We start from the raw sequence: 23,854 nt of genomic DNA, 5'->3' as shown, positions 1-23,854 counted from the left end.
GGCAGGGCGCACGACGCCCCTGCCGCGTGCTGGAGAACGGTGATGGCCGAAGCGGCAAGGCGGTTTCGCGAGACGAGCGGATCCGATGTGGTACGCCGGCTGATCGCGCGCCCGATCCGCCTCGACGCGCCGCGCAGCGCCGCGCCGACCGCGTACGCGATGCCGGCTTATGAGCCGGCCGACGCCCGGCTCGAGGCCGCGTTCGCCACCTCGGAGCACGAGATGGCAGCCCTCGAAGACCTTGAATTCCAGGACGAGACCTTCGACGACGAGCCCGAGGAGGACGTCGTCGAGCGGCTTCAGGCCGAGATGGCGGTGATGAAGGCCATCCTGATGGCCGAGCGGGCCGAGGCGGCTTCCCTGCGCGCCCGGATGGCGCTGCACGTCGAGCCGGAGCCGATCGGCGCGGAGGCGCGTGCCACCCGCGAGCGCTGGGCCGGCATGGTCGATCGCCTGCTGATGTCCCCGCGCTGATCGCCGCCATCCTCATGACATTCGGGAGACGACCATGAGCGCGCGCTGCTCGCTCGTCGTCAACGGCAAGTCCGTCCGCATCGCCACCGGCGACACCCCGCTCGATGCGGCGGTCGCCGACGGCATGATCGCGACCGCCCAGGCGACCCACGGCGCCGCCGTTCCGGGACAGGGAGCGACTCCCGGAGCGCGCCGCGTCCCGGGCCGCCGCGAGCGGGTCGACCCGATCAAGCTGGCTCTTCCGGCCGGCCCGTCGATCCACGCGCACGCGGAGGAGCCGGCCCCGGCGGTCGCGATGCGCACCGGCACCGTCACCGAGGTCCGCGCGCTCACCGCGCATGTGATCGAGCTCGTGCTCACGGTGAGCAAGGACCTGCCGCTCGGCCCCGGCGCCCAGGTCGCGCTCGCGCTCGACGGCGTCGGCCTACGCACCCTGTGCCCGACGCTGCGCGTCGACGGCTCGGCGGAACTCAACGAGCTGGTGTTCCACCTCGCACGGGACGAGGACGGCTGGTCGCTCGCCGATTCGCTGCCGCTGCATTCCGAGGTGAAGATTCGCGGCCCGGTCGGACGCGCGCAGTACCGCCCCGGCGGCGGGCGCCTCGTGCTGGTGTCGGCCGGCTGCGGCTTCGGGCAGATCTGGTCGATCGCCCGCGCCGCCCGCTACATCGAGCCGACCCGCGACCTCTGCGTCGTCGTCGGCGCGCGCGATCCGCTGGATCTCTACATGCGCGAGAGCCTGGAATGGCTGCGGGCCACGGGCGTCGGGCGCATCGTGCTCAGCGCCGACCGCAGCCGCCAGCGGCCGCCGGACGTGCGGCCCGGACCGCTCACCGCCCACCTGCCGGCTTTGCGCGCCACGGACGTGGTGCACGTGGCCGGCGACAGCTCGACGGTCGGCGCGGTGCAGGTTCTCGCGGCTGCCGTAGGCGCACGATGCTATCCGGTCCTGGTCGACGCGTAGATCGCCCAGACGCCCGCCTCGTTCTTGCTTTGCGACACGAGCCACCCTGAGCCTGAGCGGCTGGCCTGTGCAGCGATTCTCTTGAAGGGGCCCGCCCTTCCCTCCCCCCTTTAGCGGGGGGAGGGAAAAACCGCGGCGAGAGGCGTCCCCCTAGACCTGCACCCGCCAGATCTCCTGCGCGTATTCCCGCATCGACCGGTCCGACGAGAACCAGGCCATCCGCGCCGTGTTGCGGATCGCCTTGGCCCACCAGCCGGCCTGGTCCTTCCAGGCGGCGTCGATCTCGCGCTGGACCCGCCAGTAATCGTCGAAGTCGACGGTGAGCAGGTACTGGTCGCGGTGGCGCAGGTCGTCGGTCAGCGGCCGGAAGCGGTTCGGCTCGTCCGGCGAGAACCGGCCCGAGGCGATCATGTCGAGGGCGGCGGCCAGGCGCGGCGAGGCCTGGATCGCGTCGCGCGCGTAGTTGGTCTCGGCGATGCGGGCCTGAACGCCGGCGGCGTCGAGCCCGAAGATGAAGATGTTGTCCGCACCGACATGGTCGCGGATCTCGATGTTGGCGCCGTCGAGCGTGCCGACCGTGAGCGCGCCGTTGAGCGCCAGCTTCATGTTGCCGGTGCCCGACGCCTCCATGCCCGCGGTCGAGATCTGCTCGGAGAGGTCGGCGGCCGGGATGATCGCCTCGGCGAGGCTCACCGAGTAGTTCGGCAGGAACACCACCTTCAGGCGGTCGGCGACCTCGGGGTCGTCGTTGACGGCCTTGGCCACGTCCAGCGCCAGCTTGATGATCAGCTTGGCCTGGCTGTAGCTCGGCGCCGCTTTGCCGCCGAAGATCTTGACGCGGGGCGTCCAGTCCTTGTGGGGCTCGGCCTTGATCGCCTGGTAGAGCGCCACCGTCTCGATGACGTTGAGAAGCTGGCGCTTGTATTCGTGGATGCGCTTGATCTGCACGTCGAACAGCGCCGAGGGGTCGACGTCGATCCCGGTGCGCTCGGCGATGATCCCGGCCAGCGCCTGCTTGCGGCTGAAGCGGGCCGCCGCGTAGCGCTTCACGAAGGCAGGATCCTCGGCGAAGGCGTCGAGCCCGCGCAGCAGGCCGGGATCGTCGAGGACGCCGGGCCCGACCGCTTCCACCGCGAGGCGGGTCAGGCCGGGATTGGCGTTGTGCAGCCAGCGGCGGAAGGTGATGCCGTTGGTCTTGTTGACGATCTTGTCGCCGTCGAGCGCGTGCAGGTCGCGGAACACCGTCGAGCGCATCAGATCGGTGTGAAGCGCCGAGACGCCGTTCACCCGACGCGCGCCGTGGAAGGCCAAGTGCCCCATCCGCACCCGGCGCCCCTGCGATTCGTCGATCAGCGAGACCGAGGCGAGGTGGGCGGCATCGTGGCGGCCGTGGCGGCCCTGCTCCTCGAGGTGCATCCAGTTGATCAGGTAGATGATCTGCATGTGGCGCGGCAGCAGCCGCTCCATCAGCTCCACCGGCCAGGTCTCGAGCGCCTCCGGAAGCAGGGTGTGGTTGGTGTAGTTCAGCGTGTTGGTCGTGACGTGCCAGGCATCGTCCCACTGCAGCCCGTGATCCTCCAGCAGGATGCGCATCAGCTCCGGCACGGCGATGGCCGGGTGCGTGTCGTTGAGCTGGATCGCGGCGTGGTCGTGCAGCGAGCGGACGTCGCCGCGCTCGGCCACGTGCCGCCGGACGAGGTCCTGCAGCGAGGCTGAGGTAAAGAAGTATTCCTGGCGCAGGCGCAGCTCCTGGCCGGCGGTCGAGGAGTCGCTCGGGTACAGCACCCGCGAGATCGCCTCGGCGCGCATCCGGCTGGAGACCGCGCCGACGTGGTCGCCGCCGTTGAACTGCGCCAGATCGACCGGCGCCTCGCTTTCGGCCTTCCACAGGCGGAGCGTGTTCACGGTCTTTCCCCGCCAGCCGACGACGGGCACGTCGTGCGCCACCGCGAGCACCGTCTCGGCCGGATGCCAGTGCCGGCGGATCACGCCGTCCGAGACCGCCGCCATGGTGACGTGGCCGCCGAAGCCGATCGCGTAGGTCGCGTCCGGACGCACGAACTCCCAGGGGTTGCCCTCCGCGAGCCAGGTCTCGGGTGCCTCGCGCTGCCAGCCGTCCTCGAAGGTCTGGCGGAACAGGCCGTGGTCGTAGCGGATGCCGTAGCCGATCGCCGGGATGCCGATGCTCGCCATGCTCTCCATGAAGCAGGCGGCGAGGCGGCCGAGGCCGCCATTGCCCAGAGCCGCGTCGGGCTCGGCGCCCTCGACGGTGCCGAGGTCGACGCCCAGGCTCTGCAGGGCGGCACGCGTGGTCTCGACCAGGCCGAGATTGTTCATCGCGTCCGACAGGAGCCGGCCTATCAGGAATTCGAGGGAGAGATAGTAGACCCGCTTGTTCGGTACCGACGGGTCTGCGGCCTGGCAGGCGTCGACGATCCGGTCGCGCAGCGCGAGGGCGGTGGCCGCGAACCAGTCGCGCTCCCGCGCCGTCTCGGGAGACTTGCCGATCGCGTAGGCGAGCTTGGCGCGGATCGCTTCGCGGAGGTCGGCGACGGCATCGCCCGAGGCGGGCTGCGCCGGCTTGTCCCACACCTGCGGTTTACGGAACGGCACGGTGCTCGTCCGATCCGGCGCGTCGGATCGCTCGTCGCCGGGTACGGGTGCCAAGATAGCGTCTTTCAGCACGTGCAATCCCCCATCGTCGGCCCCGGCGCGTCTTCGCGTCTCGGGAGCGCCGCTTGCGTTCGTCGGCGGCGATCGACCCCTGTCTCGGATCGACGATCCTGCGGTCGCTCACCAATCTTGTCGAGGCGTCGCTGGGGCTCGATCCCGTCGATGGCGGCGATCTGATTCGCCTTTGTGTCCTTTCAGACACAAGCACCGTCGCACCGAAACCCGACAGGACTTTGTCACGCCGGTGTTGAACTCCGGGTGAACCGTACCCCCGTCGCCTCCCGCCGGCGAAAACGCTAAAGCCGAGCCTGTCAACTTCGGGGATATCGCTCATGGCCGGCACGGTCTGGTGGAAGCGCGGCACGGTCTACCAAGTCTATCCGCGCTCCTTCCAGGACACGGACGGCGACGGGATCGGCGACCTGCCCGGCATCACCGCCCGGCTCGAGCATCTCGCCTGGCTCGGGGTCGACGCGGTCTGGATCTCGCCGATCTACCCGTCGCCGATGGCCGACTACGGCTACGATGTGTCCGACTATTGCGGAATCGATCCGCTGTTCGGCACGCTGGCCGATTTCGACGCCCTGGTCGCGGAAGCGCATCGGCGGCGGCTGAAGGTGATTCTCGACTTCGTGCCGAACCACAGCGCGATCACGCATCCCTGGTTCGCGGAAAGCCGCGCGTCGCGCACGAACCCGCGGCGCGACTGGTACATCTGGCGCGATCCGGCCCCGGATGGTGGGCCGCCGAACAACTGGCTCAGCAACTTCGGCGGACCGGCCTGGACCCTCGATCCGGCCACCGGGCAATACTACTATCACGCCTTCCTGAGGGAGCAGCCCGACCTGAACTGGCGCAACCCGGCGGTGCGGACGGCGATGCACGACGCCCTCCGGTTCTGGCTCCATCGCGGCGTCGACGGGTTCCGCGTCGACGTGATCTGGCACCTGATGAAGGATGCCGGATTCCGCGACAATCCGGCCAATCCCGACTTCTCGCCCGAGCAGCCGGAGATCAACCGCTTCGCCCAGGTCTACTCCGCCGACCGCCCCGAGGTGCTCGACGTCATCGCCGAGATGCGCGCGGTGCTGCGCCCCTACGGCGAGCGGGTGCTGATCGGCGAAATCTACCTGCCGATGGAGCGGCTGATGGCCTATTACGGCCCGGACCTCTCCGGCGCCGACATGCCGTTCAACTTCCAGCTGATCCAGACGCCGTGGAGCGCGGAGGCGGTGTCCGACCTCGTCGAGAACTACGAAGCCGCGCTGCCCGACGGCGGCTGGCCGAACTGGGTGCTCGGCAACCACGACCAGCCGCGCATCGCGGCCCGCGTCGGGGCGGATCAGGCGCGGATCGCGGCGATGCTGCTGCTGACGCTGCGCGGCACGCCGACGCTGTATTACGGCGACGAGATCGGCCTGGCCCACGTGCCGATCCCGGCCGACCGCGTCCGCGATCCGTGGGAGCGGAACGAGCCCGGACACGGCCGCGATCCCGAGCGGACGCCAATGCAGTGGGACGGCGAGGTCCATGCCGGCTTCTCGACGGTGGAACCGTGGCTGCCGCTCTCCGACGATGCGGCGGCCCGGAACGTCGACGCGCTCCGCGACGATCCGACCTCGATCCTCACCCTGTACCGGCGCCTCCTCGCGCTGCGGCGCGAGCACGCGGCGCTTTCGGTGGGCGCGTATCGCGGCATCGCGACCGAAGCGGCCGACGTGTTCGCCTATGAGCGGTTCGGCGATGACGGCGCGTTCCGCATCCTGCTGAACTTCGGCGGCGCCTCGCACACGCTGGCCCTGCCCGCCGACGAGACCTGGACGGTGCTTCTCTCGACCCGCGGGCATCGTGGCGGCGATAGCGCGGTCGCTTCCATCGCGCTCGGGCCGGACGAGGGGCTGATCCTGCAGAAGTGCTGAAACCGCGAACCTAAATGCCGCAGTGCAATGCGATGAACCGCGCATTAACGATCTGCCTGGCCTAGATTGTGCGTCGCAGCGGAAACCCGGCGGAGCACGAGGGCGTTGGCAATGTCGAGATCGGCTGCGGATGGAACGGTGCGCCAGGACCGATCCGCACGGCGCGGAAACCCATCGATGGTCGAGCCCCACGCGTACCACCCGGCCGCCGCGAACCTCGATCGGCCGATCCTGACGCCGTCGCATGCCCTGCCCGACCTTCGCACCGCACTCCAGCCCCGCATCCTCTACGCGACGCCGGAGATGGCCGACTTCGTGAAGACCGGCGGTCTCGGCGAGGTCGCCGGCGCGCTGCCGCGGGCGCTGCGCAAGCACTACGACGTCCGCGTCCTGATCCCCGGTTACCGGCAGGTGGTCGACGCGTTTCCAAACATGCCCGTCGTGGCGCGGCTCGACGGCTTCGCCGGCGTCCCGCCCTGCGACCTCGGCCTCGTCGAGACCGGCGACGGACTTCGCATCTACGTCCTGCTCAGCCCCGGCCTCTACGAGCGCGACGGAACTCCCTACGGCAACGCCGACGGCGACTTCCCCGACAACGACCTGCGCTTCGCCCGGCTGAGCCTCGCCACCGCCGAGATCGCGCAGGGCGCCGACCCGGCCTGGGCGGCCGATCTCCTCCACCTCAACGATTGGCAGTCGGCCCTCGCCCCGGCCTATCTCGCCTGGCGCCGGATCCGCGTGCCGAGCGTGCTGACGATCCACAACCTCGCCTACCAGGGCCTGTTCCCGCGCGAGACGATGGCGCGCCTCGGCATGCCCGAGGACGCCTTCGACATGAACGGCGTCGAGTTCTACGGGCAGCTCTCGTTCCTCAAGGCCGGCCTGTACTACGCCACCCACGTCACCACCGTGAGCGAGACCTACGCTCGCGAGATCCTGACGCCGGACTCGGGCTGCGGCCTCGACGGGCTGCTGCGCACGCGCGCCGCGCAGGGGCGGCTCGCCGGCATCCTCAACGGCATCGACGAGAGCTGGGACCCGCGCACCGATCCGCACCTCGCGACGCGGTTCGAGGCCGACGACTGGAAGGGCAAGCGCGCCAACGCGGAATCGGTGCGGCGCCAGTTCGGGCTCGCGGTCTCGCGCGGGCCGCTCTTCGCCATCGTCTCGCGGCTCGTGCACCAGAAGGGCATCGACCTCTCGATCCAGGCGGCCGAGACCATCGTCGCGGAAGGCGGACAGCTCGTGGCCATCGGCCAGGGCGAGGCGCGGTTCGAGGATGCACTGCGCGGCCTCGCCCGGCGGCACCCCGATTCGGTCGGCGTCCATGTCGGGTTCGAGGAGCGCGACGCGCGGCGGATGTTCGCCGGAAGCGACTTCCTGTTGATGCCGTCGCGTTTCGAGCCCTGCGGTCTCGCGCAGATGTACGCCCAGCGCTTCGGCTCGCTGCCGATCGTGCGCCGCACGGGCGGCCTCGCCGACACGGTCGAGGACGGCGTCACCGGCTTCACCTTCGCCGACACCTCGTCGAAGGGGTTCACCGGGGCCGTCCGCCGGGCGCTCGACACCTTCGGCCAGAAGAAGCGCCTGAACGCCATGCGCCGCACGGCGATGTCGCGCACCTTCGGCTGGGACGATGCCGCGGCCAATTACGGCACCCTCTACGGCCGCGCCTTCGGCAACGGCGCCGCCCTGCGCTGGCGCGCGGCCTGACCCGAGCCGCCGCTCACAAGGCTACGATCGGGACCACGACGAGGCCGAGGGCCGCGACGGCGACCGCCGCGTAGCGGACGAGGCGTCGGGGGGGCGCGACGCCCGCCTGGGCATCGGGCCTCAGGACCAGCGCGAAGATCGGCAGGATCGGCAGCAGGTAGCGTCCCTGGGGCCCGTCGATGCGCGGATCGCCGACATTGGTCCAGCTGAGATACTGCGAGATCAGGACGAGCCATAGGGCGAGCGCGGCGGCGAGCACCAGCAGCGCGAGCGTGGCGCCGCTTCCGGGGGCTCGCCCGGTGCCGGCCAGGGCCGCCGCGAGGGCGAGAATCCACAGCGCGTGCAGCACCACCGGAAGGTGGCGGTCGTGCCAGCGCAGGATGCCGACGACGCCCTCGGTCATCGTCGCGGCGTGCTTCACCGTCAGCAGGAAGCGCGCCGGCACGGTCAGGAAGCGCATCGGCTCCGCGATCAGCACCCGAAGCTGCGCCGCCGGGTCGGTGCCGTGGAAGGTGGCCGGACGGTCGCCGGGCCAGAGCGGGCCGGCCTCGTAGGGCGGCTGGGGAACCGGGGTCGCGATCGTCGCGGTGGCGTATGCGGTCCAGAGCACGGCCGGCAGGACGACCGCCGCGACCGCAGCCAGGCGCGAAAGCAGGCTGGCGCCGATCCGGCGCCCGCTTCCGCGCGGGAGCGGCAGGAGCAGGATCAGCGCGATCGGAGCGTAGGGCGGCTTCGCCAGGAGGATCAGCGCGATCAGGATGGCGGCGCCGGCGAAGCGTTGCCGCGCCCGCGGGTCGTCCGGCTCATGGGTGAGCAGCGCGACGGCCAGGATCGCGACGGCGACGATCAGCCCGTCCTGGTTGAACGAGGCGGCGAGCGACAGGGTCATCGGCAACGCGAGGAGGGCGAACAGCCAGGCCCGGCCGCGGCGTGCCACCGCGAGGGCGCAGAGGCCGATCAGCGCGTAGGCCGCCACGTCGAACAGGCGCCCGAGCCGGGCGGAGGCCCGCGCCGACAGGTCGAGGGCATGACCGATCCCGAGGCCGGCGGCCGCCGGCAGGTAGAAGACGGGGAAATAGGTGGCGATCGTGTAGAGCGGCGCGAAGACGCCGGTCCGGCGCCAAGGGCCGGTGCCGACGGCCGGATCGACGGGCGGCGCCGCGATCTTGGCGTTGTCCGGCATGCGGGTGCGCACCAGCGCTTCCCAGACGGGATCGACCCGGACGCCCGCCGCCATCGCGGATCGCCCGTCGGGGCCGACGATGGTCTCGCGATGCCCGACGATCTGCCCGTCGACGAGGCTCGCCGCGCGCATGAGGTGGGCGGGCTCGTCCGCCACCTCGCCGAGGGGGATCGCCAGCGCCAGCACCAGGCAGAGCGGCATCGCCAGGAGCAGGAACGCACCGAGCCAGAGACGGAGCTCGTCGGCTGCGCGGCCGGAAACCGAGCCGAGGGTCATCGGTCGGCGCCCTCGAACGGCCCGAGCGCGCTGCGCAGCCTCATCGTCAGGCCGAGGGTCGCCGCGATCCCGATCCCGAGGAGGATCGGCGAGAGCCATGCCGTTCCGCCGGTCGCGGCCAGGACGCCGCTGCGCCCGGCCGCGCCCGTGAGGACGCAGACGAAGAGGCCGGGCAAGGCTGCGAGCGTGCCGATGGCGTAGGCACCCGCGTGCACGGTGGTGAGGCTCAGGGCGAAGCTCGTCGGCGCGAACGGCAGGATCGGCGACAGTCGGATCAGGCCGACCGCCTTCCAGCCGTCGGCAACGATCATCCGGTCGATGGCAGCCAGCCGGCGGCCGCCCGAAACCCAGCCCGCGAGGTGCGGGCGGAGCCACGACCGGCCGATGGCGAAGCTCGCGCCCGCGCCGAGCAGCGTCCCCGTCGTCGCGAGGCCGAAACCGAGGCCGGGCCCGTAGAGCGCGCCCGCCGCCACGCCGATGAGGGAGGCCGGCAGGATCCCGACGGTGGCGACGAGGGTCTGCGCGAGGACGAGGCAGGCCCATCCGGCCACGCCGAAGGCCGCACCGGCGCTCATCGCTGCGTTGAGCAGGTCGAGGATCGTTCCGGGGAAGACCGCTCCGAGCACGATCGGGACCGCGATCGCAGCCAGCAGCACCCCGCCCGCCAGGACGAGGCGGGTGCGTGCGGCGTTCATCGCCGCGGCGTCCCGGTGGGGGCGAAGAGCGGTTCCCGGCGGATCCCGAGGCGGTGCAGGCGGTAGGCGAAGGCCGTCCGCAGCACGCCGAAGCCGTAGACGACGCTGCGGCGGAAATTGATCGACGAGGCTTCGGGGAAGTACCGCGTCGGGCAGGAGATCTCGCCGATCCGGAACTCGGCTTGCATCGCCAGGGCGAGCATCTGGTTGTCGAACACGAAGTCCTCCGAGCAGCGGTCGAGGGGGATCGTCTCGATCACCGTGCGGCTCCAGGCGCGGTAGCCGGAATGATATTCCGAGAGCTTCTGGCCCATTAGGAGGTTCTGCAACAGCGTCAGCACGCGGTTGGCGACGTACTTGTACCGCGGCATGCCCCCGACGAGGGCGCCCTTGCCGAGGATGCGGGAGGCGAGGACCGCATCGTACTCGCCCGAGACGATCATCGAGGCCATCGCGGTGACCAGGCGCGGCGCGTACTGGTAGTCGGGGTGGAGCATGACGACGATGTCGGCGCCCCGCGCCAGCGCCGCCTCGTAGCAGGTCTTCTGGTTGCCGCCGTAGCCGCGGTTGCGCTCGTGCCGGATGGTGTGGATGCCGAGGCTCTCGGCGATGAGGGCGGTCCGGTCGCGGCTCGCGTCGTCGATCAGGATGATGTCGTCGACGATGTCCTTGGGGATGTCGTCGAACGTCTTCTGAAGGGTCGCGGCCGCGTTGTAGGCCGGGAGGACGACGGCGATCTTCTGTCCGTGAAGCATGGATCCTGCTGACGTCGGCGCGCTTCGGGACGGTCCGTCGCGCTTGTGGTCGGGTCAATCGGCGCGGCGCAGCCGCGCGAGAAGGGCGGGAACGGCGCCGCCGAGCAGCGCCGCGGCGTGGACGACCTGCCCGGCCTCGCGCAGGGACCGGCGACGCAGCGCCAGGCCGAGGCGCAACGGGATCTGGACCGCGAAGGTCGCCGCCAGCAGGGCGAGGGCGGTCGCCGCACCCTGGTGCTTGGCCGCGTAGAGGATGCGGCTGCGCTGGATGTAGAACAGGCGCCGCGCCCTCACCTGCCGGGTCGTCCCCTGACCGTCGTGCCGGACCGTCGCCTCGGCGACGTGGCGCACCGTGAAGCCCGCATCCCAGGCGCGGGCGCAGAGATCGACATCCTCGTAATAGACGTGGAAGCGCTCGTCGAAGCCGCCGAGCCGTTCGAACAGCGAACGGCGGATCAGCAGGAAGGCGCCCATCACCTGGTCGACCGGACCGGACGCGGCATGGTCCCACTCCGTCATGAAATGCGTCGGCACCCGGCTCGGCATCACCCGGTCGAGATGAAGCTCCTGGCCGATCAGGCTGCCCGCGGTCGGGCGCCTTGCGCACATCCGCTGCACACGGCCGGCTTCGTCGACCAGCTGTGCGCCGACGACGCCGACCGTCGGATCGGCGTCGAGCGCCGCCAGCGCCAGACGCAGCGCATCCGGCCCGACCTCGGTGTCGGGGTTGAGGAACAGGATCGCCGGCGCCCGGCCGACCGCCGCGCCCTGGTTGCAGGCGCGCCCGAACCCGGCATTGTCGGCGTTCCCGATGACGGTGAGGCGCAGGTCCGGCCGCTCCAGGCCGTCGGCGGAGCCGTCGGTCGAGGCGTTGTCGACCACGACCACGTCCGTGGCGGGATCGTCGCCGGCGGCGGCCAGGCTGGCAAGGCAGGCGCGCACCAGGGCGCCGCCGTTCCAGTTGACGATCACGACGTCGATCGCAGGCCGTCGATCGGTGCGGGGCGTCGTCATGGCGCGTCGAAGGGGCGGCCGAGGCGGCCGCGGAGACCATCGAGCACCGCCCCGGCCAGCCGCCGCAGCACCGCCGGGCGGTAGCCGCTGTCGCGCCAGTACAGGAGCGTCTGCACCGGGAGGTAGGCGACCTGGCGCAACTTCCACGGCAGCGGGATGTGCCGCAGGCGCCAGCCGTAGACGGAGTTGCGCAGGTAGGTCGCCATGCGGAACAGCGGCTGGCGCGGCGTCTCGATGCCGAGGGCGCGGATCGTGCCGCCGCCGACGCGGTGGCCGATCGCGGCGTCCTGCGCCATCCAGCAGCCGTAGCCCGCATCCCAGGCGCGAAAGCACCATTCGAGCTCGACCCCGTCGATGAAGTAGTCCGCCCGGAACGGCCCCACGGCGCGGAACGCCGCCACGTCGACGAGCGAGCCCGAGGTCGCAAGGAATTCCACCGGCACCAGCGTGCCGACGGCCTCCTGCCCGGGCCGGCGCCGAAACCGCGGCGGCTTGGCCTCGGCGTTTGCGCGGCCCGGCACCGGTCCGATCACCGCGCAGGGCCGATTCTCCGCACGGAGCCGCGTGCGGGCATCGGCGAGCGCGCCGATCATCTCCGGCCCGACCTGCGCATCCTGGTCGAGCAGGAGGACGCCGTCCGCGCCGACCCGCGTCGCGGCCTCGACGACGCCGTTGAGGGCGGCCGCGATGCCGACGTTGCTCCCGGCCGACAGCAAGCGCACGCCAGCCGCCTCGAGCTTCATCCGATCCACGGGGCCGAGGCCGCCATTGTCGAAGGCGAGGACCGGATGCCGGCTGCCGGCATAGCGTCGGACGATGTCGTCGACCTGGTCTCGGCTCGGGTGGAACAGGGTCAGGCCGATGGCCAGCATCACGCACATCCAAGACAGGCCGCGGCCGGCCTGCGGCCCGAGCCGATAACGGAAACGCACGCCCGAGGCGAGGCCCGAGCCGAGGCTCGGGCCCAGGCTCAGGTATAGGTGCGATCAACGCTGGCCGAAGGTCGGATCCTTGAACAGGTCCTTGTACTCGCGGGGCTGCGAGCGCCAGTACTGCTTGGGCGCGCGCACCGTCTCGCCGAGCGCGGCCGCCGCGTGCCAGGGCCAGCGCGGATCGTAGAGCAGGGCGCGCGCGAGCGAGATCGCGTCCGCCCGGCCCTCGGCGAGGATCGCCTCGGCCTGGTCCGCTTCGGTGATCAGCCCGACGGCGATGGTGGCGAGCCCGGTCTCGGCCTTGATCCGCTCGGCATAGGGCACCTGATAGCCCGGTCCGAGCTTGATCGCCTGCTTCGGCGAGACGCCGCCGGTCGAGACGTGGATGGCGGGGGCGCCGGCGCGCTTCAAGCGCTGGCCGAGCTCCACGGTCTCCTCGAGGTCCCAGCCGTCCTCGACCCAGTCGGTCGCCGAGACCCGCATCCACACCGGATGGCCTGCCGGGACGACCGCCCGCACCGCCTCGAACAGCTCGAGCGGGAACCGCATCCGGTTCTCGAGGCTGCCGCCGTAGGCGTCGGTGCGCTGGTTGGCCAGCGGCGAGAGGAACTGGTGCAGCAGGTAGCCGTGGGCGCCGTGCAGCTCGAACGCCTCGATCCCGAGGCGCACCGCGCGCTTGGCGGTCGCGACGAAGTCGGCGCGGATGCGCTTGAGGTCCGCGCCGTCGAGGGCGTGCGGGGCCACCTCGCCGTCGCCGTGTGCCAGGGCGGACGGGGCTTCGGTGCGCCAGCCGTAGGGATGATCCGGCGCGATCTGCTGGCCGCCGTCCCAGGGCGCTCGGCTCGACGCCTTGCGGCCGGCATGGGCGATCTGGATGCAGACCGGGATCGGCGCGTACTCGCGGATCGCCGCCAGAACCCGACCGAGCGCGCGCTCGCAGCCGTCGGAGTACAGCCCGAGGTCCCACGCGGTGATCCGCGCCTCGGGCGACACCGCCGTCGCCTCCAGCGTCAGCAGCCCGGCGCCCGACATCGCGAGCTGGCCGAGATGCATCATGTGCCAGTCGGTCGCCTCGCCGTCGCGGGCCGAGTACTGGCACATCGGCGCGATCAGGATGCGGTTCTCTAGCGTCAAGTCGTCGAGCGTCAGCGGTTCGAACAGGCGGGCGGTCATCGGCAACTCCGGGTTGCGGGGGCATCGGCTGTGTGCCGCACTCTCGGGACGGACGCCAGCTCGCCGCCTCATGCCGGCCCTTTGCGCCGTAGCAGGGGGCGGCTCACCCCTCCCCGATCCCGCGGGCCTTCAGGCTCTCGCCGATCTCGTCGAGCACGCCGGCATCGTCGATGGTCGCCGGCATGGTCCAGGGCTCGTGGTCGGCGATGCGCTTCATCGTGGCGCGCAGGATCTTGCCCGAGCGCGTCTTCGGCAGCCGCTGGACCGTCAGCGCCAGCTTGAACGCGGCCACGGGCCCGATCTCGTCGCGGACCTTGGCGACGAGCTCACGCTCGATCTCAGCCGGATCGCGCGCGACCTGGGCCTTGAGCACGACGAAGCCGCAGGGCGCCTCGCCCTTGAGCGCGTCGCGGATGCCGATGACGGCGCATTCGGCGACGTCGGGGTGGGCGGAGAGCACCGCCTCCATTCCGCCGGTGGAGAGACGGTGGCCGGCGACGTTGATGATGTCGTCGGTCCGCCCGAGCACGGTGATGTAGCCGTCGGCGTCGATCACGCCCGCGTCCGAGGTGTCGTACCAGCCCGGGAAGGTCTCGAGGTAGCTCGTGCGCATCCGGGCGTCGGAGCCCCACAGGGTCGGCAGGCAGCCCGGCGGCAGCGGCAGGCGGATCGCGATGGTGCCCATCGTGCCGGCGGGCACCGGCTTGCCGCCCTCGTCGAGCACCTGCACGTCGTAGCCCGGCATCGGCACGCAGGTGCTGCCGTGCTTGACCGGCAGCATCCCGAGGCCGACCGGGTTGCCGGCGATCGGCCAGCCGGTCTCGGTCTGCCACCAGTGGTCGATGACGGGCCGGTCGAGCACCCGCTCGGCCCAGGCGACCGAATCCGGGTCGGCGCGCTCGCCGGCCAGGAACAGGGTGCGGAAGCGCGAGAGGTCGTGGCCGGCGACGTGGGTACCCTTCGGGTCCTCCTTCTTGATCGCCCGCAGCGCGGTCGGCGCGGTAAACAGGCAGACGGTCCCCGTCTCGGCGACGACCCGCCAGAACGCGCCGGGATCGGGGGTGCCGACCGGCTTGCCTTCGTAGAGCACCGTGGTGCAGCCGTGCAGGAGCGGCGCGTAGACGATGTAGGAATGCCCGACCACCCAGCCGATGTCGGAGGCGCAGAAGTAGGTCTCGCCGGGCTGGACGCCGTAGAGGTTCGGCATCGACCAGGCCAGCGCGACAAGGTAGCCGCCGGTGTCGCGCACCACGCCCTTGGGCTTGCCCGTCGTGCCGGAGGTGTAGAGCACGTAGAGCGGGTCGGTCGCCGCCATCGCGACGCAGTCCGTCGACCGTCCCGAGGCCGCGGCGACCGCCTCGGCCCAGTCGCGGTCGCGCCCCTCGACGAGGCTCGCGGCCGCTTGCGGACGTTGGAGGATCAGGCAGGCGGCGGGCTTGTGCTTGGCCGCGGCGAGCGCCGCGTCGAGCAGCGGCTTGTAGGCGACCACCCGGCTCGGCTCGATGCCGCAGGAGGCGGCGAGCACCACCTTCGGCGCCGCGTCCTCGATCCGGACGGCGAGCTCGTTGGCGGCGAACCCGCCGAACACCAACGAATGCACCGCGCCGATCCGGGCGCAGGCCAGCATGCCGAACAGGGCTTCGGGCACCATCGGCATGTAGAGGATCACCCGGTCGCCGCGCACCACTCCGAGGTCGCCGAGCACCGCCGCCAGGGCGGAGACCTCGCGGAGCAGCTCCGCGTAGGTGATCGCGCGCTTGGTCCCGGTCACCGGCGAATCGTACCGGATCGCGACCTGGTCGGCCCGGCCGGCCGCGACGTGGCGGTCGACCGCGTTCCAGCAGGCGTTCAGCGATCCGTCCGGGAACCAGCGGCCGTAGGGGCCGGAGGCGGCGTCGAAGGCCCGCGTCGGCCGGGTCGCCCAATCGATCGCCCACGCCGCGTCGAGCCAGAACCCCTCGGGATCGCGCATCGCGGCGGCGTGCACGTCGGCATAGCGCAACGGCGCATCGGCGGAGGGGTCGGTCGGCATGGCGGCTCCTCGGGGCGACCTCTTCACGGGGCGCCTTACGGGGCGAGCCTAGCAGACTCGCGCTCGCCGCAGGATCGGCGGACCGCACAAAAAAGCCGCGCCGTCAGGGACGGCGCGGCGGACCTCGGTGCCGTGCTGGGGATCAGGCGCGTCAGTGCAGCGTGTCGACGTCGGCCTGCAACCGGTTGATCTCGTCCTTCAGGAGAAGCTTTCGCCGCTTCAGCTCCGCGATGCGAAGGTCGTCCTCGGACGGCCTCAGCGTCGCCTGGTGGATTTCCCGTTCGAGGGCTTCGTGCTTCCGGGTGAGCTGGCTCAGATGCGTCTGCAGCGACATGAGTCGTGTCTCCTGTCATCGTTCCGACCGGTCGAATCTCGCACATGTCGAGCCGGCTGTCGAAGGCAATCCTCAGCCTATGCCTCACGAATGCTTGCCGCTCGGGCGTGCCTGACGCATGCTCGCTCCAGGCACGCGGCGGGTTTCGAAGGCGACGATGACGGTTGAGTTGGTCCCGGATGAGCAGTCCGAACTGGACGTCGAGCTGGCGCGGCTGAGGCAGGAGCACCGCGACCTCGACGACGCCATCGACGCTCTCGAGCGCAACGTCGCCGGCGATCAGCTGCAGATCCAGCGGCTGAAGAAGCGCAAGCTCACGCTGCGCGACCGGATCGCCTTCGTCGAGGACCAGATCACCCCCGACATCATCGCCTGATGCCGGTGGATGCCGCCGCGCCTCGCCTTGCCGCGTCGGGCCCGCGCCTGTAAGCGGCGAGCTTGCCAGCGGCGGATTCGGGCTCACGGGCTTCCTTCGCGCAGAGAATGGGTTTGACGCGGATGGTGTCGGCGCCTGCGGTCGCGATCATCATGGGCAGCCAGTCCGACTGGGCGACCATGCGGCACGCCGCCGAAACGCTCGACGCGCTCGGCGTCGCCCATGACGCGCGCATCGTCTCGGCGCATCGCACGCCGGACCGGCTGGTGGCCTTCGCCAAGGGCGCGAAGGCGGCCGGCTTCCAGGTGGTGATCGCGGGCGCCGGCGGTGCCGCGCACCTGCCTGGCATGGCCGCCGCGATGACGAGCCTTCCGGTCTTCGGCGTGCCGGTCGAATCCAAGGCGCTGTCAGGACAGGACAGCCTGCTCTCGATCGTGCAGATGCCGGCCGGCATTCCGGTGGGGACGCTGGCGATCGGCCGGGCCGGCGCGATCAACGCCGCGCTCCTGGCGGCCGCCGTGCTCGCGCTGTCCGATGCCGACCTCGCCGCCCGCCTCGATGCGTGGCGCGCGGCCCAGACCGCATCCGTCGCCGAACGGCCGGAGACCGAGACCCCGTGACCACGACGACAATCGCGCCTGGCAGCACCCTCGGCATCGTCGGGGGCGGCCAACTCGGCCGCATGATCGCGCTCGCGGCGGCGAATCTCGGCCTCAAGGTCCACGTCTACTGCCCGGACGCCGACAGCCCGGCCTTCGACGTCGCGGCCGCGACCACCTGCGCGGCCTACGACGACGCCGAGGCGCTGGCGCGGTTCGCGCGAAGCGTCGACGTGGTCACCTACGAGTTCGAGAACATCCCGCGCGAGACCGCCGACCTGCTGGCGGCGCACGCGCCGCTCCACCCGAGCGCCTCGGCGCTGGCGACGACGCAGGACCGGCTGTCGGAGAAGGACTTCATCAACCGCCTCGGCATCCCGACGGCGCCGTTCCGCGCCGTCGACACGCCGGACGACTTCGCCCGCGCGCTGGACGCCATCGGCCGCCCGGCGGTGCTGAAGACCCGCCGCTTCGGCTACGACGGCAAGGGCCAGCGCATCATCCGGACGGAGGCCGAATCGGATCGCAACGCGATCTTCGCCGAGTTCGGCGGCGCGGCGCTGATCCTCGAAGGCTTCGTCGCGTTCGAGCGCGAGGTCTCGGTGGTGGCCGCGCGCTCGGCCGACGGAAGCTTCGCCGCCTTCGACCTGTGCGAGAACGAGCACCGCAACCACATCCTGGCCGTCACCCGCGCGCCGGCGCCGGGGATCGCGCCGGAGACAGCGCAGGCCGCCTTCGCCATCGCCAGGACGATCGCCGACGCCCTCGACTACGTCGGGGTGCTCGCCGTCGAGATGTTCCTGGTGCGCGAGGCCGACGGCGGCGAGCGGCTCGTCGTCAACGAGATCGCGCCGCGGGTGCACAATTCCGGGCACTGGACGATCGAGGGCGCCGCGACCTCGCAGTTCGCCCAGCACGTGCGCGCGGTCTGCGGCTGGCCGCTCGGCGATCCGTCCCGCCCCGGCGGACTGCGTGCCGAGATGCGCAACCTCATCGGAGACGAGGTCTCGGGCTGGCGGTCGCTGCTGGCCGAGCCCGGCGCGCATCTGCATCTCTACGGCAAGGGCGAAGCCCGGCCCGGCCGCAAGATGGGCCACGTCACCCGCCTCGAGCCCTGAAATCCGATGCATCCGCACAACAGCGGATGCTTCGCGTGCGCCCTGCTCCCAAGATCGCAAGGTCTTTTCCAGTCGAGCCATATGTTCGCCACATCGGCCCGCATCAACGGGTCCGTCGCCCGTGCTTAATCGGGCGTTCACCGCGATGCGCGAACGTGCCGGAGCCTACGCGACCGGATCGGACCGGTTCCGTGTCGGCCGCGCCGCTCGGGGTGCGTGGATCAAGGTTCGGGCGTGCTGCAGACTTGAGCACCGTGCCGAGGGGAATGGGGCGATGACGTCAGACAGCGTGCGGTTTCAACGGTCGGCCCTGCTCGGCCTCGCTGCGCTCGCGAGCGTGGCGCTCGCCGGCTGCGAGACCGTGGGGAGCGCTGCCGGCCCACGGCAATTCGCGGTGCTCGAGGCGGACACCACGGGCGCGACCAACGTCAACATCGCCTCGCTGACCGAGGTGGTGCAGCGCAACCCGAACGACGCCGCCGCCTACAACACCCGCGGCGCGGCCTATGCCCGCGCGGGCCAGTTCAACGACGCGATCGGCGACTTCACCAAGGCGGTGCAGATCGACCCGAATTCCGGCTCGGCCTACAACAACCGCGCGCTGGCCTATCGCCAGACCGGCCGCAACGACGCGGCGCTGCAGGACTTCACCAAGGCAATCGCCTCCGACCCGAATTACGGCCCCGCCTATATCGGCCGCGCCAACGTGCTGCGGGCGCAGGGCGACCTCGATGGCGCGATGAGCGACCTCAACGTGGCGATCCGCCTGATGCCCGAATCGGCCGAGGCGTATCATGCCCGCGGCCTGGTCCGGCAGAAGCAGGGCCAGAACACCGCCGCCATCGGCGACTTCGACGCCGCGATCGACCGCAATCCCTTCGTCAGCGCGCCCTACGCCGCCCGCGGCCAGAGCCTGATCGCCACGAACCAGTACGACAAGGCGATCGAGGACTACAACGCGGCCCTCAACGTGAACAACAAGGACGCGACCTCCTGGGCCTATCGCGGCCTCGCCTACGAGAAATCGAACCGCAAGAAGGAAGCGATGGAGAACTACCAGCGCGCCTCCACCATCGACCCGAGCAACCCGATCGCCCGCCAGGGCCTCGGCCGGGTGCAGGGCGGCGTCGGCTCGCTGTTCAACTGAAGCCCGGGGTTTGCTCGAACGAAGAACGCCGCGCGAGAGCGCGGCGTTCTTCGTTTCGGATCGCGATGACCACCACCGCGCGAACAGCCGAGACAACCAAGACCGTAGGGTGAAAGCGACAGGAAACTGACGACCTTTGCCGCTATCGGACCGAGGAACACCCATGGCGCCGGCGCTCGAAACCTGTCACACTTCGTCGGATGCCGTACTTCTACTGTCATCTACGTGGCCCGAGCGGTTATGAACGCGACGAGATCGGGCTGGAATTCGCCGACCTCGATGCGGCGTATCTCGAGGTCTGCCGCGCCATCCTCGACATGGCGGCGGAGCTGGCACGGTCCGGCCACGACCCGATGCCCTACGCCTTCGAGATCACGGATGCCGACGGCCTCCTGCTCATGGACGTCCCGTTCCGCGAGATGCTGAGCAAGGGTCTCCGAAGCAGGCGCCGGCTTCTTCCCGTCTCGTCGGGCACGCAGCGCCGCGAGATGGTGCGGGCGGTGCATCTGCGCGCAGCCGTCTCCGACTCGATCGATCGCCTGAGCCAGACGATCCGCATGTCCCAGCTGATCGTCGCCCGGTCGCGCGCGAGCGGCGCGGCCGATCCATGGGGCGCCTCGCCGCGATCGGGTGCCGTCGCCTCTTAGGTCCACTCACGCCGAGCGCAGGGCTGCGATGCCGTCGGCCAGCGCGTCCACCTGCGCTGCGTCGTGCGCCGCCGAGAACGCCACCCGCAGCCGCGCGGTGCCGGCCGGGACGGTCGGCGGGCGGATCGCTACGACGAGGAAGCCCTGCGCTTCGAGGGCGGCCGAGCGCGCGAGCGCGGCCTGCGCCTCGCCGACCATCACCGGCACCACGGCGCTTTCGGCCTCCGGCAATCCGAGCCGCGCGGTGAAGCGGCGGGCGAGCGCCAGGGGCTTGGCACCCCGCTCCGGCTCCGCCTCCAGGATCGCCAGCGCTTCGAGGGCGGCGGCCGCGGAGGCCGGCGGCAGCCCGGTGGTGTAGACGAAGCTGCGGGCGCGGCTGGTGAGCAGGTCGATCACCGCCTGCGACGCGCAGAGATAACCGCCGTAGGAGCCGAGCGACTTCGACAGGGTGCCCATCTCCAGCGGCGCCCGCGGGCCGCCTTCGACGACGCCGAGCCCGTGCGCGTCGTCCACCAGCGTCCAGACGTCGTGGGCGTCGCCGAGCCCGAGGATGTCGCCGAGCGGCGCGCGATCGCCGTCCATGCTGAACACCCGCTCGGTCAGGATCATCGCCCGGCGATGCTGCGCGCGATGCGCCGAAAGCAGGCGGCCGAGGTCGGCGACGTCGTTGTGCCGGAACGTCAGGATCGTCGCGCCCGAGATCCGCGCACCGCCCCACATGCAGGCATGGGCGAGTTCGTCGACGAGGATGAGGTCGCCCGCACCGACCAGCGCCGGGGTGATCCCGAGGTTGGCGAGGTAGCCGCTGCCGAACACCAGCGCCGCCTCGGTGCCCTTGTGCGCGGCGAGCCGCGCTTCGAGCGCGGTCAGCAGCGGATGGTTGCCGGTCACCAGCCGCGACCCGCCGGAGCCGGCGCCGTAGGCGGCGACGGCAGCTTGCGCTGCCGCGATCACCCGCGGGTCGTGGCTCAGGCCGAGATAATCGTTGCAGGAGAACGAGACGAGCCGGCGCGCGCCGCGCTCGGCCATCGCGTCGGCGGCGCGGATCGTCGGCACTAGGCGGCGGCGGAGGGCGGCGGCATCCAGGCCGGAAAGCTTGTCGCGGGCGAAGGATTCGAGGCTCGACATCGGGCCTCAAAGCCCCGCGGCGCCGGCCGGAGTCAAGTCCGGCTTCGCGCCCGGTTGACCGTCGCGCGGCATGCCCGCATCGATCTGCGGATGCCGACCGACGATCCGAGCGCCGCGCCCCTGTGGCGCCCCTACACGCAGATGAAGCATGCGGCGCCCCCGCTGGAAGCGGTGCGCACGCACGGCTCGCGCATCGTGCTCGCCGACGGGCGGGCGCTGGTCGACGGCATCGCCTCGTGGTGGACGGCGGTGCACGGCTACAACCATCCCCACATCGCCGCGGCGGTCTCCGAGCAGCTCGGCACCATGCCGCACGTGATGTTCGGCGGCCTTACGCACGCCCCGGCCGAGCGTCTGGCGCGCCGGCTCGCCGGCTTACTGCCCGGCGACCTAAACCACGTGTTCTTCACCGATTCCGGCTCGGTCGCCGTCGAGGTCGCCCTGAAGATGGCGGTGCAGCTCTGGCTGAACCGCGGCGAGGCCGGCCGCACCCGCATCCTCGCGTTCCGCGGCGGCTACCACGGCGACACGGTCGGGGCGATGTCGGTCTGCGACCCCGAGGAGGGCATGCACCGCCGCTTCGGCGCCTTCCTGCCGAGCCAGCTCTTCTCCGACCTGCCGCGGACCGAGGCGGAGGCGGCCACCCTCGACGGCATCCTCGCGCGCCACCGCACCGAGCTCGCCGCGGTGATCGTCGAGCCGCTGGTGCAGGGTGCGGGCGGCATGCGGATGCATCCGCCCGAGGTCTTGGCGACGATCGCGCGCCTCGCCCGCCGCCACGGCCTGCCGCTGATCGTCGACGAGATCTTCACCGGCTTCGGCCGCACCGGCACGCTGTTCGCCTGCGAGCAGGCCGGCATCGTGCCCGACATCCTGTGCCTGTCGAAGGCGCTGACTGGCGGCACGATGGCGCTCGCGGCCACGATCGCCACCGGCGAGGTGTTCTCCGCCTTCTGGTCGGACGATCCCGGCGCCGCGCTGATGCATGGCCCGACCTTCATGGCCAACCCGCTCGCCTGCGCGGCCGCCGATGCCAGCCTCGACCTGTTCGCGCGCGAGCCGCGGCTCGAGCAGGCCCGCGCGATCGGCACGCGCCTCGCGGAGGGGTTCGAACCGCTCCGTGGGCGGCCGGGCATCGCCGACATCCGCACGCTCGGCGCGATCGGCGTGGTGCAGTTCGCCGAGCCGCCCGACCTCGCGACGCTCAAGGCGCGGCTCGTGGAGCGCGGCGTCTGGGTGCGCCCGTTCGGCGACGTCGTCTACCTGACGCCGGCGCTGACCATCGGCCGGGACGACCTCGACCACCTCATCGAATCCGTCGTCTCGGTATCCACGGGGGTCGCGTCGCACAGGGCGATTTGATGGGCACCATGACGCGGGCTGCGGCGAGGAGGGCGGTGCTTCGCGAAGGAATGGGATCCCACCCACTCAAGGCCGCGCCGGATGTCGCATCTCGCCGGCCCGCACGGACGTGCGGTACCGCGCTGACCGTCATCATCTCAGGATCCAGTACAGCGTGCCGCTCCAGACCATGCAAACGGCCGATCCGATCGCGACTCCGCCATCAAGCGCGGCGACGAGGTCGTAGAGCGGCCGCGCGGCGATCGCCGTACCGAGGAGCGTCCAACCCGCTGCGATGATGATAGGCCTCTTCCTGATCGCCCGTCCGTCATCGGATGCCGATGGCGTTAGCCGAGTTTCCAGCCACCATTTCATCAGAGGCGAACAAGCGGCGCTCGCGGCCGTCGCCAGCGCTCCAGGCCGCGAGTCGAGTCGTACGGCCAGCACTGTGGAAACGCTGAGAATGGCGAGGGGGAGAAGTTGCTCGAGGTCACGCCGTCGCATGGCATCCTCCGATCCGTCGTCGAGGTCGGGGGCCGGAACCGCGCCGAGATCGACGATCCGGAGGCGCTCCATTATCACGGAATAATTACCTAGCGACAGAGATCGCGGCCGCCCGTGTCGCCGAACGCCGCGCTCCGGGTCGCCGGCACGAAGGGGGGATATCGCCGGATCGGCGGCGGATCGTTGCAGGGCGGAGCGACGACCTTCGGCCGTCATCCATGGGAAAGACTTTCCGACCCGATGTCGGTGGCATTCGACCTGCCACGGACGCCTCGAGGACCGGCCAGCGTCGCTGCAACCGGAACGCCCCTCTGCCGTTGGACATCCAGGATGAGGGTGCGGCGGGGGCGTGTCCCGGCGACGCTCCCGGACCGAAACGCTGGAGATGCATATCGTGACGAGCGAGCAGACGAGTCCCCAGGAAGACCGGCCCGTGATCCTCCTCGTCGAGGACGAAGCGCTGACCATCATGGATCTCGGCGACGTTCTCGAGGGTGGCGGCTACGAGACGGTGCAATGCGCATCGGCCGAGCGGGCGATGAGCATCCTTCAGGCGCGGCCGGACATCTGCGGCCTCGTCACCGACGTGGAGCTCTCGGGCAAGGCCAACGGCTTCGACCTCGCCAGCTCCGTCGCCGAGGCGCGGCCGAAGCTGCCGATCCTGATCGTCTCGGGCCGCGCCGCGCCCGACCCGGCCCGGATGCCGGCCGGCGCGCACTTCATCGCCCGCCCGTGCAGCGGCGAGGACATCCTCCACCAGCTCCGCCGCCTCATGCCCTGCTGAGGCCTCATGCCCTGCTGAGCAGGGGATCGCCGCCCCGACCGTCATCCCAGCTTCACACGCCCAAGGCACAGCC

23 protein-coding genes are annotated in these 23,854 nt (G+C 71.1%); 11 read left to right on the top strand and 12 right to left on the bottom strand.

From position 1 onward, the window contains the following. Nucleotides 1-87: 87 nt before the first annotated feature. Nucleotides 88-474 (top strand): hypothetical protein, encoded by a 387-nt coding sequence (locus tag MKK55_RS13870; RefSeq protein ID WP_243935303.1) that lies wholly within the window; start codon nucleotides 88-90, stop codon nucleotides 472-474. Nucleotides 475-508: 34 nt separating this feature from the next. Continuing rightward, complete coding sequence (locus MKK55_RS13865) at nucleotides 509-1,438, top strand: ferredoxin--NAD(+) reductase (protein WP_243935301.1); 930 nt, start codon at nucleotides 509-511, stop codon at nucleotides 1,436-1,438. Nucleotides 1,439-1,588: 150 nt separating this feature from the next. Here MKK55_RS13865 and MKK55_RS13860 read toward each other — a convergent pair whose 3' ends face one another. Next, nucleotides 1,589-4,051 carry a glycogen/starch/alpha-glucan phosphorylase gene (locus MKK55_RS13860; protein ID WP_243935507.1) on the bottom strand — a complete coding sequence of 821 codons (2,463 nt, stop codon included), beginning with the start codon at nucleotides 4,049-4,051 and terminating at the stop codon, nucleotides 1,589-1,591. Nucleotides 4,052-4,443: 392 nt separating this feature from the next. On the opposite strand from MKK55_RS13860, the gene MKK55_RS13855 reads away from it, so the two are divergent. Next, nucleotides 4,444-6,030, top strand: a complete 1,587-nt coding sequence (locus tag MKK55_RS13855) for an alpha-amylase family glycosyl hydrolase (protein WP_243935299.1) — start codon at nucleotides 4,444-4,446, stop codon at nucleotides 6,028-6,030. 177 nt (nucleotides 6,031-6,207) lie between these two features. Continuing rightward, on the top strand, nucleotides 6,208-7,743 hold the full coding sequence (gene glgA, locus MKK55_RS13850; protein WP_243935297.1) for a glycogen synthase GlgA: 1,536 nt from the start codon (nucleotides 6,208-6,210) through the stop codon (nucleotides 7,741-7,743). Between the two features lie 13 nt (nucleotides 7,744-7,756). Here the strand turns inward: glgA and MKK55_RS13845 are convergent, their stop codons facing one another. The 8 genes from MKK55_RS13845 to MKK55_RS13810 form a co-directional block, all read right to left on the bottom strand. Beyond that, nucleotides 7,757-9,202: a DUF2142 domain-containing protein gene (locus tag MKK55_RS13845; RefSeq protein ID WP_243935296.1), complete on the bottom strand. Its 1,446-nt coding sequence runs from the start codon at nucleotides 9,200-9,202 to the stop codon at nucleotides 7,757-7,759. After that, nucleotides 9,199-9,897 (bottom strand): TVP38/TMEM64 family protein, encoded by a 699-nt coding sequence (locus tag MKK55_RS13840; RefSeq protein WP_243935294.1) that lies wholly within the window; start codon nucleotides 9,895-9,897, stop codon nucleotides 9,199-9,201. Before MKK55_RS13840 ends, MKK55_RS13845 begins: the two co-directional genes overlap by 4 nt. Continuing rightward, nucleotides 9,894-10,652 carry a glycosyltransferase family 2 protein gene (locus tag MKK55_RS13835; protein WP_243935292.1) on the bottom strand — a complete coding sequence of 253 codons (759 nt, stop codon included), beginning with the start codon at nucleotides 10,650-10,652 and terminating at the stop codon, nucleotides 9,894-9,896. Before MKK55_RS13835 ends, MKK55_RS13840 begins: the two co-directional genes overlap by 4 nt. A 54-nt stretch (nucleotides 10,653-10,706) precedes the next feature. Next, on the bottom strand, nucleotides 10,707-11,666 hold the full coding sequence (locus MKK55_RS13830) for a glycosyltransferase family 2 protein (protein ID WP_243935290.1): 960 nt from the start codon (nucleotides 11,664-11,666) through the stop codon (nucleotides 10,707-10,709). Next, on the bottom strand, nucleotides 11,663-12,538 hold the full coding sequence (locus tag MKK55_RS13825) for a glycosyltransferase family 2 protein (protein ID WP_243935288.1): 876 nt from the start codon (nucleotides 12,536-12,538) through the stop codon (nucleotides 11,663-11,665). The genes MKK55_RS13830 and MKK55_RS13825 overlap by 4 nt, the downstream gene beginning before the upstream one ends. A gap of 114 nt (nucleotides 12,539-12,652) precedes the next feature. Continuing rightward, entirely contained in the window at nucleotides 12,653-13,771 is a 1,119-nt protein-coding gene (locus MKK55_RS13820; protein ID WP_243935287.1) for an NADH:flavin oxidoreductase/NADH oxidase, read from the bottom strand. A 103-nt stretch (nucleotides 13,772-13,874) separates the two neighbouring features. Continuing rightward, nucleotides 13,875-15,803: an AMP-binding protein gene (locus MKK55_RS13815; RefSeq protein ID WP_279596178.1), complete on the bottom strand. Its 1,929-nt coding sequence runs from the start codon at nucleotides 15,801-15,803 to the stop codon at nucleotides 13,875-13,877. Between the two features lie 151 nt (nucleotides 15,804-15,954). Further along, nucleotides 15,955-16,137 (bottom strand): YdcH family protein, encoded by a 183-nt coding sequence (locus MKK55_RS13810; RefSeq protein ID WP_147725554.1) that lies wholly within the window; start codon nucleotides 16,135-16,137, stop codon nucleotides 15,955-15,957. Nucleotides 16,138-16,294: 157 nt separating this feature from the next. On the opposite strand from MKK55_RS13810, the gene MKK55_RS13805 reads away from it, so the two are divergent. After that, the gene (locus MKK55_RS13805; RefSeq protein ID WP_147725555.1) at nucleotides 16,295-16,513 is read left to right on the top strand and encodes a YdcH family protein; all 219 of its coding nucleotides are present in this window, start codon (nucleotides 16,295-16,297) and stop codon (nucleotides 16,511-16,513) included. Here MKK55_RS13805 and MKK55_RS13800 read toward each other — a convergent pair. Beyond that, on the bottom strand, nucleotides 16,503-16,667 hold the full coding sequence (locus MKK55_RS13800; RefSeq protein ID WP_243935604.1) for a hypothetical protein: 165 nt from the start codon (nucleotides 16,665-16,667) through the stop codon (nucleotides 16,503-16,505). The genes MKK55_RS13805 and MKK55_RS13800 overlap by 11 nt on opposite strands. On the opposite strand from MKK55_RS13800, the gene purE reads away from it, so the two are divergent. The 4 genes from purE to MKK55_RS13780 all read left to right on the top strand — a co-directional run bounded on the left by purE (nucleotide 16,636) and on the right by MKK55_RS13780 (nucleotide 20,024). After that, complete coding sequence (gene purE / locus MKK55_RS13795; protein ID WP_243935285.1) at nucleotides 16,636-17,133, top strand: 5-(carboxyamino)imidazole ribonucleotide mutase; 498 nt, start codon at nucleotides 16,636-16,638, stop codon at nucleotides 17,131-17,133. The two genes, MKK55_RS13800 and purE, sit on opposite strands and share 32 nt — an antisense overlap. Then, nucleotides 17,130-18,230, top strand: coding sequence for a 5-(carboxyamino)imidazole ribonucleotide synthase (locus MKK55_RS13790; protein ID WP_243935283.1), 1,101 nt, complete (start codon nucleotides 17,130-17,132; stop codon nucleotides 18,228-18,230). Before purE ends, MKK55_RS13790 begins: the two co-directional genes overlap by 4 nt. A 274-nt stretch (nucleotides 18,231-18,504) precedes the next feature. Beyond that, a complete protein-coding gene (locus MKK55_RS13785; RefSeq protein ID WP_147725558.1) occupies nucleotides 18,505-19,377 on the top strand; it encodes a tetratricopeptide repeat protein in 873 nt (290 codons plus the stop codon). Between the two features lie 200 nt (nucleotides 19,378-19,577). Then, nucleotides 19,578-20,024, top strand: a complete 447-nt coding sequence (locus tag MKK55_RS13780) for a DUF6894 family protein (protein WP_243935282.1) — start codon at nucleotides 19,578-19,580, stop codon at nucleotides 20,022-20,024. A gap of 6 nt (nucleotides 20,025-20,030) precedes the next feature. On the opposite strand, the gene MKK55_RS13775 is transcribed toward MKK55_RS13780, so the two are convergent. Continuing rightward, nucleotides 20,031-21,152: an aminotransferase class I/II-fold pyridoxal phosphate-dependent enzyme gene (locus MKK55_RS13775; RefSeq protein ID WP_147841384.1), complete on the bottom strand. Its 1,122-nt coding sequence runs from the start codon at nucleotides 21,150-21,152 to the stop codon at nucleotides 20,031-20,033. Nucleotides 21,153-21,242: 90 nt separating this feature from the next. Here MKK55_RS13775 and MKK55_RS13770 point away from each other — a divergent pair, with 90 nt between their 5' ends. After that, complete coding sequence (locus MKK55_RS13770; protein WP_243935281.1) at nucleotides 21,243-22,514, top strand: adenosylmethionine--8-amino-7-oxononanoate transaminase; 1,272 nt, start codon at nucleotides 21,243-21,245, stop codon at nucleotides 22,512-22,514. A 132-nt stretch (nucleotides 22,515-22,646) separates the two neighbouring features. Here the strand turns inward: MKK55_RS13770 and MKK55_RS13765 are convergent, their stop codons facing one another. After that, entirely contained in the window at nucleotides 22,647-23,069 is a 423-nt protein-coding gene (locus MKK55_RS13765) for a hypothetical protein (protein WP_243935279.1), read from the bottom strand. Between the two features lie 313 nt (nucleotides 23,070-23,382). On the opposite strand from MKK55_RS13765, the gene MKK55_RS13760 reads away from it, so the two are divergent. Next, nucleotides 23,383-23,781: a response regulator gene (locus MKK55_RS13760; RefSeq protein WP_243935277.1), complete on the top strand. Its 399-nt coding sequence runs from the start codon at nucleotides 23,383-23,385 to the stop codon at nucleotides 23,779-23,781. Nucleotides 23,782-23,854 lie beyond the last annotated feature (73 nt).

The organism is Methylobacterium sp. J-059 (assembly GCF_022829485.1).
Taxonomy (GTDB): Bacteria; Pseudomonadota; Alphaproteobacteria; order Rhizobiales; family Beijerinckiaceae; genus Methylobacterium.
Note: the sequence above shows the minus strand (reverse complement) of the source record. Positions and strands in the feature narration are given on the sequence as shown.

Coding starts and splice junctions, on each gene's coding strand:
- MKK55_RS13865 (WP_243935301.1), top strand. CDS start 509: ATGAGCGCGCGCTGCTCGCTCGTCGTCAACGGCAAGTCCGTCCGCATC.
- MKK55_RS13855 (WP_243935299.1), top strand. CDS start 4,444: ATGGCCGGCACGGTCTGGTGGAAGCGCGGCACGGTCTACCAAGTCTAT.
- glgA (WP_243935297.1), top strand. CDS start 6,208: ATGGTCGAGCCCCACGCGTACCACCCGGCCGCCGCGAACCTCGATCGG.
- MKK55_RS13845 (WP_243935296.1), bottom strand. CDS start 9,202: ATGACCCTCGGCTCGGTTTCCGGCCGCGCAGCCGACGAGCTCCGTCTC.
- MKK55_RS13840 (WP_243935294.1), bottom strand. CDS start 9,897: ATGAACGCCGCACGCACCCGCCTCGTCCTGGCGGGCGGGGTGCTGCTG.
- MKK55_RS13835 (WP_243935292.1), bottom strand. CDS start 10,652: ATGCTTCACGGACAGAAGATCGCCGTCGTCCTCCCGGCCTACAACGCG.
- MKK55_RS13830 (WP_243935290.1), bottom strand. CDS start 11,666: ATGACGACGCCCCGCACCGATCGACGGCCTGCGATCGACGTCGTGATC.
- MKK55_RS13825 (WP_243935288.1), bottom strand. CDS start 12,538: ATGCTGGCCATCGGCCTGACCCTGTTCCACCCGAGCCGAGACCAGGTC.
- MKK55_RS13820 (WP_243935287.1), bottom strand. CDS start 13,771: ATGACCGCCCGCCTGTTCGAACCGCTGACGCTCGACGACTTGACGCTA.
- MKK55_RS13815 (WP_279596178.1), bottom strand. CDS start 15,803: ATGCCGACCGACCCCTCCGCCGATGCGCCGTTGCGCTATGCCGACGTG.
- MKK55_RS13810 (WP_147725554.1), bottom strand. CDS start 16,137: ATGTCGCTGCAGACGCATCTGAGCCAGCTCACCCGGAAGCACGAAGCC.
- MKK55_RS13805 (WP_147725555.1), top strand. CDS start 16,295: ATGACGGTTGAGTTGGTCCCGGATGAGCAGTCCGAACTGGACGTCGAG.
- purE (WP_243935285.1), top strand. CDS start 16,636: ATGGTGTCGGCGCCTGCGGTCGCGATCATCATGGGCAGCCAGTCCGAC.
- MKK55_RS13800 (WP_243935604.1), bottom strand. CDS start 16,667: ATGATGATCGCGACCGCAGGCGCCGACACCATCCGCGTCAAACCCATT.
- MKK55_RS13785 (WP_147725558.1), top strand. CDS start 18,505: ATGACGTCAGACAGCGTGCGGTTTCAACGGTCGGCCCTGCTCGGCCTC.
- MKK55_RS13780 (WP_243935282.1), top strand. CDS start 19,578: ATGCCGTACTTCTACTGTCATCTACGTGGCCCGAGCGGTTATGAACGC.
- MKK55_RS13775 (WP_147841384.1), bottom strand. CDS start 21,152: ATGTCGAGCCTCGAATCCTTCGCCCGCGACAAGCTTTCCGGCCTGGAT.
- MKK55_RS13770 (WP_243935281.1), top strand. CDS start 21,243: ATGCCGACCGACGATCCGAGCGCCGCGCCCCTGTGGCGCCCCTACACG.
- MKK55_RS13765 (WP_243935279.1), bottom strand. CDS start 23,069: ATGGAGCGCCTCCGGATCGTCGATCTCGGCGCGGTTCCGGCCCCCGAC.
- MKK55_RS13760 (WP_243935277.1), top strand. CDS start 23,383: ATGCATATCGTGACGAGCGAGCAGACGAGTCCCCAGGAAGACCGGCCC.